We start from the raw sequence: 9,449 nt of genomic DNA on the forward strand, positions 1-9,449 counted from the left end.
CACCTCCCCCCACCCCCTCACCACACACCCTCACCCCACCTCCGCACACGCAAGGAACGCACCATGAAGGCAGTGACCATCAGCAGCTACGGCCCCGTCGCCGAGACCGTGACGCTCAGTGACGTCCCCGCTCCCGCGGTGGGACCGCGCGACGTCCTGATCGAGGCCCGGGCCGCCGGGGTCAACCCGATCGACCACTTGATCGTCAAGGGCTTCATGCAGCCCGAGGGCCTCGCGCACACCCGGGTGCTCGGCAACGAGCTCGCCGGGGTGGTCGCCGCGGTCGGCGAGGCGGTCACCGCCTTCGCGGTGGGCGACGAGGTCTTTGCGCGGGTCGATCCCCGGGTGGGCGCGGCCTTCGCCGAGTACGTGGCCGTGGACGAGTCCCTGGTGGCGGCCAAGCCCGCCACCCTGTCCTTCGAGGAGGCCGCCTCGCTGCCGCTGGTCGCGCTGACGGCCTGGCAGGCCCTGACCGAGCAGAGCCGCCTGCTGGCCGGGCAGCGGGTGCTGATCCACGCCGGTGCGGGCGGGGTGGGGGCCGCAGCCGTCCAGATCGCCAAGCACCTCGGCGCCGAGGTGGTCACCACCGTCAGCCCGGACAGCATCGAGCTGGCCCGGTCGCTGGGCGCAGACCAGGTGATCGACTACCGCAACGAGAAGTTCGACGAGGTCGTCGAGCCGGTCGACGTGGTCCTCGACACCGTCGGCGGCGAGACCCAGGACCGGTCCTTCCCGCTGCTCAAGCCGGGCGGCACCCTGGTGTCGATCGTCTTCATCCAGGACGCCGAGGCCAAGAAGGCCCGCTGGGGCGTCGAGGCGAACGCCTTCTTCATGCGTCCGGACGGCGCCCAGCTCACCCGGATCGCCGAGCTGGTGACCTCCGGCGAACTGCGGCCCGTCGTCCGGACGGTCCTCCCGCTGGAGCGCGCGGCCGACGCCCTCACCGAGGTGGAGCGCGGCCGCGCCCGGGGCCGGACGGTCCTCAGCATCGCGTCCTGAGCACCCGATGGTCGGCGCCTACGCGGCCGGGCCGGTCCCGCCGCCGTCCGCGTAGGCGTCCTCCAGTGCCTGGATGTCGATCTTCTGCATCCGGAGCATCGCCCCCATCACCCGCTGGGCCCCGGCCGGATCCGGGGCACCCAGCAGCTCGGTCAGCCGTCGGGGGGTGATCTGCCAGGACAGCCCGTACCTGTCCTTCAGCCACCCGCAGTCGCTCTCGCGCCCGCCCTCGGTGAGGGCCGCCCACAGCCGGTCGACCTCCGCCTGGTCGTCACAGTTGACCTGGAGTGAGATCGCCTCCGTGAACGGGAACAGCGGGCCGCCGTTGAGCGCGGTGTACTGCTGCCCGGCGAGTTCGAACAGCACCGTCATCACCGAGCCCTCCGCACCGGGGCCCACCTTCCCGTACCGCTGCACCTCGAGGATCCGGGAATCCCGGAACAGCGACGTGTAGAACTGCGCGGCCTCCTCGGCCTGGTGGTCGAACCACAGGAAGGTGGTGATCTTCTGTGCCGGCATGCCCGTCCTCCGTCTCTCGGTCCTGCCGACGACGGTAGGACCCGCGGTCCGCCCGGGCGCCGCAGCCACGCCGTACCGCCCGGCACCGCACCGCACGGGCCCCTGCGCAGGTCCGGGGGGGGCTCAGGCGGTCCGCGTCGCCCGACGGCCGGACCACGAGCCGGCGTACCCGGCCGCCGCGGCGGCCCCCGTGGCCAGCGCGCCGCCGGCCAGGGATCCCAGCACGGGATTGACCCAGCCGGGGACCGTCTCGACCCCGTGGCACACCGTGCTCAGCGGCAGCGAGCCCGACGAGTCGGGGAATTCGCGGTAACCGGTCAGCGCCATACAGGTCTTGTCCGGATACAGGCCCGGCGAGAAGGCGGACCACGCACCGGCGAACGACAGCGCCGCCGCGACGGCGAGCAACCCGCTCGACACCGCCAACGGCTTCACCACCCGGGGGACCGGCCGCCTCACCACCTCACCCAACCGCGCACGCAACCGCCCGGCGGCGAACACGGTCCCCACCGCAGCGACGGGCATCAACAGAACAACCACCCCGTACCAAGTCACACGCCATCGTCGCACCCATACCGCCCGCCGAGACCACCGCCGCCCGGCCCGCCCTGCCCGGCACCTGCGAGCACCAACGCGCCGGAGCCGGACCGCTCCGGTCGACCTCACCGCGCCCCGACTCCCGCCGCGACTTCTGCCGCGGACCGAACTGGCCCACCAGCCAGCCCGATTGACTTAGCATCAGGCAAAGCATTTCCACCCGCGAGAGCCGACCGGCCTGATAATCTCCGCCGGTGGACAGAAATGACCAGGTTTATCAAGTTGTGGCGGCCAGGCGAACCCAATTCGATAACCTGCTCTGGCAGGTCCCGGTCCTCAGCCTGACCGCTCAGGCCTTCCTCTTCTCCATCGCCCTCGGCGACAGCAGCCGCCTGTCCCGAATCATCGCCTCGCTTCTCTCGATGGCCACCTCCTTCCTCTCCGTCCAGCTCATCGCCAAGCACCGCAAAGGCGAGATCGCGGACGCGGAGTGGCTGAAGTCCTACGAGGAGAGCTACTTCCCCAACGCCCAGGTCCACGGCGCGGCCTTCCAGCAACTCCGGGACGAGAGCTCGATCGGCGGGCCGTTCCTGAACCTCCTGACCCGGCTCAGCTCCTTCAAGGTGTGGACCGTCGGCCTGACGCTCTTCGGGCTCGTCGCCCTCTTCGTGCTCAGCGTGGCGGTCTTCTCCCCGAAGTGGTTCGCCTGAGGGCCGCAACGGACGTCAGCGGCCGGCCCGGGCCGCCGAGGTCAGCCGGTGGCGGCGGCGTCGGTCGGGCGGTCGAGGAGGCCGAGTTCGTCCTCGGACAGGCGCAGGGCGCCGGCGGCGACGTTCTCGGCCAGGTGCGCCGGGTTGGTGGTGCCGGGGATGGCGAGCACGTGGGGACCTCGGTGCAGGGTCCAGGCGAGCCGTACCTGCGCCGCCGTCGCACCGTGGGCGCGGGCGACCGTGAGCACCCGCGCGTCCTGCTCCCGGGCCGCGGCGGCCTCGCGCTGCAGGCCGGACACGGCGAAGAACGGGACGAAGGCGATGCCCTGCTCCCGGCACAGGTCCACCAGCCCGCTGCCGTCGGCGTCGCGCCAGTCCAGGCCGTAGGCGTTCTGAACGCAGACCACCGGCGCGATCGTCCGCGCCTCGGCGACGTGCTCCGGCCGGACGTTGGAGAGCCCGAGGTGCCGGACCAGCCCGGCCTCGCGCAGTTCGGCGAGGGCACCGAAGTGCTCGGCGATCGAGTCGGTTCCGGGACCGTTGCGGCGCAGGTTCACCACGTCCAGGCAGTCCCGGCCGAGCTGGCGGAGGTTCTCCTCGACCTGGCCGCGCAGCTGGTCCGGGCGGGCCATGGTCTGCCACTCACCACAGGGGGTGCGCCCCGGGCCCACCTTGGTCACCACGACCACGTGCTCCGTCCAGGTGGACAGCGCCCGATTGATGATCTCGTTCGCGGAGCGGAGCGGCGAGAAGTAGAAGGCCGCCGTGTCAACGTGGTCGACGCCCTGCCCGAACGCACTGTGCAGCAGCCGGACGGCGGCGGCGCGGTCGACCGGCCCACCGCCGGAGTTCCCCATCATGCCGTTGCCGGTCAGCCGCATCGCGCCGTAGCCGATCCGGTTCACCTCCAGGTCCCCGAGCCGCCAGGTCCCTGCTGCCGCTGCTGCGCTCACCGTGCTCCTCCGCCTTGACCGTCGTTCCGTCAGGTCCGGAGTATGGGGTGCTCGCGGGGTGCCGCGACAGGGCCGCGGGCCGGGTGGAAGATCACATCCGGATCGGGAACGAACCGTCACCGGCCGACCGTTGGACCTGTCGAGTGGTCGGCGCCGCGACGGGTCTACGGGGTGGGGATGGCCAGCAGCAGGCCGCCGTCGAGACGCTCCTGCATGTGGCGGCCGTGTCCGGCGCAGACCAGCGCCGTGCCGCCCATCGTGTCCAGCGCGAGGTAGGCCCCGGGCTCCCCGCACGGTCCCTGCGACCGGTCGTACCCCCAGCGGGCCCCGCACTCCGCGCACCACGAGCGGCCGCCCTCCGCGCACAGGGTCGGCCCGCAGGTCGGGCAGATCCCCCACCACGCGGTGCACGACCCCGACCACTGCGCGGCCCGGACCCGGGCCAGGCCCTCGGCCGCCGTCCCGATCCGCTGCGCCGTCTGCTGGAGGGCGTCGTCCACCGTGCCGGGCAGCGATCCCCGTACGCCGCGTGGCAGGCCCGACTGCTTCAGGCGTTCACGCATCGCGCCGACGTCCCGCGCCAGCGCGTAGGCACGCGCCTGAAGCTCCCGAAGCTCCGCCGGAGTCGGCTCGCAGCCGCCGCCGGCGCCACCAGTGTCCGCGTACACGCCCATCACCCCCGGAACAGCACCCGCACACGCGAGGTGCTCGTACATCTGTTCGGCGCACCGTCGTCGCCGGTGGCCGTTCACACGAAACGTCGTGATCAAACCATGATGGTCGTGTGTCGACAAGAGACCTCCGTCACTCCGTGCACGCCCGTGCACGCCCACCGCGACCGAGGCCCCGCCGCCGTCCAGGTGCCTCATCGGCCCCAGGACCGGGATCCGCCGGGCCACGAGGGGCGGCGCAGCAGCTCGGGCGGTGCGGGCGGCGGTGGGCGAAATCGCGGGTGACATCACCGGACGACGCGTTGACGCGGCCGGGCTGGGCCTGCCTCCCGTGGCGGCGGCCCGTGGCGGCGGAGAGGGCAGGATTCGAACCTGCGTGGGCACCCGAAGGCACCCGATCCGGACCCGAAGGCCCTGGTCCCCGATCAACCACTCCGGGCACCTCTCCCAGCTCCCGGCCCCGGAGTCCGCCCCCGGCGCCGTTCACGAGCACCACTCTGCCCGCGACCGCTGACCCCGCCCTGACCTCACCCTGACCCGCAGCTGACCCCGCCTGCCCCCGTCTGCCACGCCCGGAGTCCCGCCCGCTCCCCTGGCCGGCCGGGGGCGGTGCCTCAGGGTCTCGTCCAGCCAGTCGTAGATGCGGGCGAGGGGCGGGCCGCTGGGCGCCGGCTCCCCGACCTCCGCCGCTGGGTCCTCCCCCGGGCACGGCCGCTGCCGTGACTCCCTACCGGGTCCCGGGGCAGTCCGCCGCGACCCAGGTGGCGGTGATGTCGTTGCACGTGACGACGGCCGACCCGGCCCTGAAGGCCATCTCGTGGGTGCAGCCCTGGTCGTGGGGAAGAATCTCGTCGAGGATCAGCGTGCCGAGAGCGCCCCAGGTGGAGGGCCCGTCCGGGTTCTCGACCCGGACGTCGGTCACCCCGGTGTAGCGGATGACCAGGTCCTCGTCGTGCTTCCAGCAGTTGTGGCGCAGATGGAGGACGAGGTCGCGACCGCCTTCGAGGGCGGTGACCTGCTGGATCGTCAGGTCCTTCACGCAGCGCCGTCCGGTGAACTCGTAATGGGCCTGGTCTGCGGCGAACGCCCAGGCGCCCGCGGGCAGGCTCGCATTCAGTTCCGGCAGAACCTCGAGGTAGCGGCTGGGGTCGATGAGCCCCACGAGCTCGCCGAGTCGGGCATCGAGGTCGACATACTGCACCTGCTCGCTCCTGCGGTGGTCCTGTGACCGGCCGATTCCTGCCCGGCCTCAGGGTGTCATGCCGGCTCACGGCCTCGCTCGCCTTGGCCACACGCGCGCCACGGCCGGTACGCCATGGTCCAGCATCAGGCCGTGGATAGGTCGGGGCTGCTGGAGGCTGCCTCCTTACCGGCTACGGCAGCAACTCCCCCGGTCTACTCCGCCACCGCTTCGTCCGGGCGGGCCAGTTGGTCGCGGCGTCGGGTCAGGTGGGCGGCCTCGGCGGTGTTGCCGGCGAGGGCGATGGAGCGGTCGTAGGCCGTTCGCGACTGCTGTCCGCGGCCGAGGCGGCGCAGCAGGTCGGCGCGGGTCGCGTGGTAGGCGTGGTAGGTGGTCAGGTCGTCCGCGAGCGCGTCGACCAGGGCCAGGGCCGCCTGGGGGCCGTCGAGTTCGGCGACCGCGATGGCGCGGTTGAGGGCGACGATCCGTGAGCGGTCGAGGCGGGCGAGCTGGTCGTACAGGGCGAGGACCTGTGACCAGTCGGTGTCGGCGACGGTGGGGGCGGAGGTGTGCACGGCGTTGATCGCCGCGAGGAGCTGGTAGCGCCCGGGTGCCTCGCCGGTGGCCAGCCGCTCGCGGACCAGCCGGTGGCCCTCGGCGATCTGCGCCTGGTCCCAGGCCGTGCGGTCCTGCTCGCCGAGGGCGATCAGTTCGCCGTCGGGCGAGAGGCGGGCGGCGCTGCGGGCCTCGGTGAGGAGCATCAGTGCCAGCAGCCCGGCCACCTCGCCGTCCTGCGGCAGCAGGTCGCGGAGCAGCCGGGTGAGCCGGATGGCCTCGGCGGTCAGGTCGTGCCGGACGGGATCGGTGTCCGGGCCGGTGGCCAGGTAGCCCTCGTTGTAGATCAGGAAGAGGACGGCGAGCACGCCGGGTACGCGTGCGGGCAGGTCCGCCGCGGACGGTACCCGGTACGGGACGCGGGCCGCCTTGATCTTGGTCTTGGCGCGGGTGATCCGCTGTCCCATGGTGCTCTCCTGCACCAGGAAGGCGCGGGCGATCTCGGCCACGGTCAGGCCGCCGACCATGCGCAGTGTCAGCGCGACGCGGGTCTCGGTCGCGAGCGCGGGGTGGCAGCAGGTGAAGATCAGCCGGAGCCGGTCGTCGTCGACGGGGCCGGGAGGCTCGGGCGGGGTGCCGAAGGACATCTGGGCCTCCTTCTGTTTGCCGTCCCGCTTGTGTTCTCGCCGGATCCGGTCGATGGCCTTGCGGTTGGCGGTGGTGGTCAGCCAGGCGCCGGGGTTGGGCGGTACGCCGTCGGCGGGCCAGTGTTCGACGGCGGTCGCGAACGCCTCGGCCGCCGCCTCCTCGGCGAGGTCGAGGTCGCCGAAGCGCCTGGTCAGGGTGGCGACCACCCGGGCCCACTCGTCGTGGTGGGCCCGGGTGAGCGCCTGCTGCACGTGGGTCGCGGTCACAGGATCGGTCGGACCTCGACCCTGCGGTTGCAGGCCTTCGAGCCTTCGGTCGCCAGGGCGAGTGCCACGTCGAGGTCGGGGGCCTCGATGATCCAGAAGCCGGCGAGGTACTCCTTCGACTCCAGGTAGGGCCCGTCGGTGATCACCGTCTCCTCGCCGCGGTTGTCGATCACCGTGGCCGTGTCGGGCTGTCCGAGACCGCCGGCGAAGACCCAGTGGCCTTCGGTCTGCAGCCGGTCGTTGAACACGTCGATCGCGGCCATCTCGGCATCGGTGCCGAACGAGGGACTGTCGTGGAGCACGGAAAACAGGTACTGCATCGCGGACATCTCCTGGGTCTCGGGGACGCCCCTGCCGGGCGGCCGCTCACCTTCTCTACGAACGCCTCCGCCCCGATCCGACACCACCGCCGGGATTTCTTCGAGGACCTTCCGCCGTGACACGCCCGGGGCGTGCCTGGTGGCCGCGCGACGGGCCACCAGACGCAACTCCTTCGCGTTAAGCTGGGGCGCATGAATGCCAGAGCGACCACACGCCCCGGCGGGCGCAGCGCCCGCGTCCAGCAGTCCGTGCACCAGGCGGTACGGGAGCTGGAGGCGGAACTGGGGCGCGACGCGCTCACCGTGCCGCTGATCGCGGCCCGCGCGGGGGTCACGCCGTCGACGGTCTACCGGCGCTGGGGGGACCTGCGGGAGCTGCTGTCCGATGTGGCCGTCGAGCGGCTGCGCCCCGACACCCCGCCGGCCGATCACGGCGGCCTGCGGGCGGATCTGGAGGCGTGGGTGGTGCAGTTCGCGGAGGAGATGTCCTCGACGGCTGGCCGCACGTACATCCGCGATGCGCTGCTGGGCGATCCCGAGCAGGGCAACGCCGCCCGCTGCTCGGACTACGCCGCCGACCAGTTGAAGGTCATCGGGGTGCGGGCGGCCGGCCGGGGGGAGGCCGTGCCGGACGTGGAGAGCCTGCTGGACGTGGTGGTGGCGCCGCTGATGTACCGGATCCTGTTCCGGCCGTCGGATCTCTCCGCGGACTTCACGGACCACCTGGTGGCGACGGCGCTCGGCCGCGCCGGAGCCGCGCCCGCAGGCTGAGCGCCAGAGCTAAAAGCTAAGAATTTGCGTTTCGATGCGGCGCGAGCCTAGAGTGCTTAACGCAAAGCATTCGCCTTAAGGCTCAGAGGTGCCTCCCATGTCCAGCGCCACCGCCCGGCCGCCCCGCTCCCGCCGCCTTCCCGTCCTGGGCCGCCGCGCCGCGTTCCCGCTCCACGCCTCGATCCTGGTCGGCCTGCTGGCCGCCTCCAGCGCCCCGACCCCGCTCTACGCGCTCTACCAGGCCGCCTGGCACTTCTCGGCCATGACGCTCACGGTCGTGTTCAGCGCGTACGCACTCGCCCTGCTGGTGGCCCTGCTGACCGCGGGCACGCTCTCGGACCACCTGGGACGGCGCCCGGTGCTCGCCGGGGCGCTGGCGGCCCAGGCCCTGTCGATGGCCGCCTTCGCCACCGCCCAGGGGGTGGCCGCGCTGATCGCCGCCCGGGTCCTGCAGGGCCTGGCCACGGGTGTGGCGACCAGCGCCGCCGGAGCCGCCCTGCTGGACTTCGAGGACCCCGACCGCCCGGGCCGCGCGACCGCCGCCAACGGCATCACACCCGTGGCCGGAATGGCGGCCGGCGTGCTCGCCGCCACCGCCCTCGTGCAGTACGCCCCCGCCCCCACCCGTACCGTCTACCTGCTGCTGCTCGTCCTGTTCGGTGTCCAGGCGGCCGCGGTGCTGCTCACCCCCGAGACAGTGCGCCGCGGGCCCGGCGCCTGGCGCTCGCTGCTCCCCGCCGTCACCGTCGCACCCGCCTCCCGCCCGGCCATGGCACTCGCCGCGCCCGGGATCGTCGCGGCCTGGGCACTGGGCGGCTTCTACTCCTCGCTCGGCCCCTCGCTGGCCCACCTGATCGCCCCCGATGCCCCCCACGCCACCGGCGGTCTGGTCTTCTTCACCCTGACGGCCGCCGCCGGCCTCGCCGGTCACGCCGCCCGGTCGCTGCCCGCCCGCGCGGTGAGCCTCGGCGGCAGCGCGCTCCTGATCCCCGGGGCGCTGCTGACCCTCAGCGGTCCGCACCTGCACAGCCTCGCCGCCCTGTTCGCCGGCACCGCCCTGGCCGGCGCGGGCTTCGGCGCCGTCACCCAGGCCGCCCTGCGCCTGCTGCTCCCCCCGGCGGCCCCGGCCGAACGGGCCGGCACCCTCGCCGCCTACTACGTCCTCAGCTACCTGGCCATGAGCATCCCCGCCGTCCTCGCCGGACTGCTGACCAACCTGTACGGCCTGCAGACCGCCGTCTCGCTCTACGCCGTCACGGTCATCGCCCTGACCCTGGCCGGCCTCACCCGCACCGCCCGCCGTCGGCCCCGCACCGCCTG

11 protein-coding genes and 1 tRNA gene are annotated in these 9,449 nt (G+C 72.9%); 4 read left to right on the forward strand and 8 right to left on the reverse strand.

Going from position 1 to position 9,449, the window contains the following annotated elements:
• The first annotated feature begins 63 nt into the window (after window positions 1-63).
• Window positions 64-999 (forward strand): NADP-dependent oxidoreductase, encoded by a 936-nt coding sequence (locus AA75_RS31790; RefSeq protein ID WP_033823797.1) that lies wholly within the window; start codon window positions 64-66, stop codon window positions 997-999.
• 18 nt (window positions 1,000-1,017) lie between these two features.
• Here the strand turns inward: AA75_RS31790 and AA75_RS31795 are convergent, their stop codons facing one another.
• Both AA75_RS31795 and AA75_RS31800 read right to left on the reverse strand, forming a co-directional pair.
• Window positions 1,018-1,518: a VOC family protein gene (locus tag AA75_RS31795; protein ID WP_033823798.1), complete on the reverse strand. Its 501-nt coding sequence runs from the start codon at window positions 1,516-1,518 to the stop codon at window positions 1,018-1,020.
• Between the two features lie 123 nt (window positions 1,519-1,641).
• Window positions 1,642-2,019 carry a hypothetical protein gene (locus tag AA75_RS31800; RefSeq protein WP_149038494.1) on the reverse strand — a complete coding sequence of 126 codons (378 nt, stop codon included), beginning with the start codon at window positions 2,017-2,019 and terminating at the stop codon, window positions 1,642-1,644.
• Window positions 2,020-2,309: 290 nt separating this feature from the next.
• Here AA75_RS31800 and AA75_RS31805 point away from each other — a divergent pair, with 290 nt between their 5' ends.
• Window positions 2,310-2,765 (forward strand): hypothetical protein, encoded by a 456-nt coding sequence (locus AA75_RS31805; protein WP_063794479.1) that lies wholly within the window; start codon window positions 2,310-2,312, stop codon window positions 2,763-2,765.
• 41 nt (window positions 2,766-2,806) lie between these two features.
• Here the strand turns inward: AA75_RS31805 and AA75_RS31810 are convergent, their stop codons facing one another.
• The 6 genes from AA75_RS31810 to AA75_RS31830 form a co-directional block, all read right to left on the reverse strand.
• Window positions 2,807-3,718, reverse strand: coding sequence for an aldo/keto reductase (locus AA75_RS31810; RefSeq protein WP_033823800.1), 912 nt, complete (start codon window positions 3,716-3,718; stop codon window positions 2,807-2,809).
• A 164-nt stretch (window positions 3,719-3,882) separates the two neighbouring features.
• Complete coding sequence (locus AA75_RS31815; protein ID WP_149038495.1) at window positions 3,883-4,281, reverse strand: hypothetical protein; 399 nt, start codon at window positions 4,279-4,281, stop codon at window positions 3,883-3,885.
• Between the two features lie 459 nt (window positions 4,282-4,740).
• A tRNA-OTHER gene (locus tag AA75_RS48225) sits at window positions 4,741-4,837 on the reverse strand.
• 279 nt (window positions 4,838-5,116) lie between these two features.
• A complete protein-coding gene (locus AA75_RS31820) occupies window positions 5,117-5,590 on the reverse strand; it encodes a hypothetical protein (RefSeq protein ID WP_033823802.1) in 474 nt (157 codons plus the stop codon).
• A 194-nt stretch (window positions 5,591-5,784) separates the two neighbouring features.
• Complete coding sequence (locus tag AA75_RS31825) at window positions 5,785-7,038, reverse strand: RNA polymerase sigma factor (protein ID WP_033823803.1); 1,254 nt, start codon at window positions 7,036-7,038, stop codon at window positions 5,785-5,787.
• Window positions 7,035-7,358 carry a YciI family protein gene (locus tag AA75_RS31830; RefSeq protein ID WP_033823804.1) on the reverse strand — a complete coding sequence of 108 codons (324 nt, stop codon included), beginning with the start codon at window positions 7,356-7,358 and terminating at the stop codon, window positions 7,035-7,037. Before AA75_RS31830 ends, AA75_RS31825 begins: the two co-directional genes overlap by 4 nt.
• Window positions 7,359-7,550: 192 nt before the next feature.
• Here AA75_RS31830 and AA75_RS31835 point away from each other — a divergent pair, with 192 nt between their 5' ends.
• Together AA75_RS31835 and AA75_RS31840 are read left to right on the forward strand one after the other, a co-directional pair.
• A complete protein-coding gene (locus tag AA75_RS31835) occupies window positions 7,551-8,129 on the forward strand; it encodes a TetR/AcrR family transcriptional regulator (protein ID WP_051813859.1) in 579 nt (192 codons plus the stop codon).
• A gap of 97 nt (window positions 8,130-8,226) precedes the next feature.
• Window positions 8,227-9,449 (forward strand): MFS transporter (locus tag AA75_RS31840; protein ID WP_051813860.1); only part of this gene is annotated, 1,223 nt, incomplete at its 3' end.

The sequence above is a fragment of the Kitasatospora sp. MBT63 genome, from assembly GCF_000710465.2.
Lineage (GTDB): Bacteria > Actinomycetota > Actinomycetes > Streptomycetales > Streptomycetaceae > Kitasatospora.

Coding starts and splice junctions, on each gene's coding strand:
- AA75_RS31795 (WP_033823798.1), bottom strand. CDS start 1,518: ATGCCGGCACAGAAGATCACCACCTTCCTGTGGTTCGACCACCAGGCC.
- AA75_RS31790 (WP_033823797.1), top strand. CDS start 64: ATGAAGGCAGTGACCATCAGCAGCTACGGCCCCGTCGCCGAGACCGTG.
- AA75_RS31835 (WP_051813859.1), top strand. CDS start 7,551: ATGAATGCCAGAGCGACCACACGCCCCGGCGGGCGCAGCGCCCGCGTC.
- AA75_RS31830 (WP_033823804.1), bottom strand. CDS start 7,358: ATGCAGTACCTGTTTTCCGTGCTCCACGACAGTCCCTCGTTCGGCACC.
- AA75_RS31815 (WP_149038495.1), bottom strand. CDS start 4,281: ATGCGTGAACGCCTGAAGCAGTCGGGCCTGCCACGCGGCGTACGGGGA.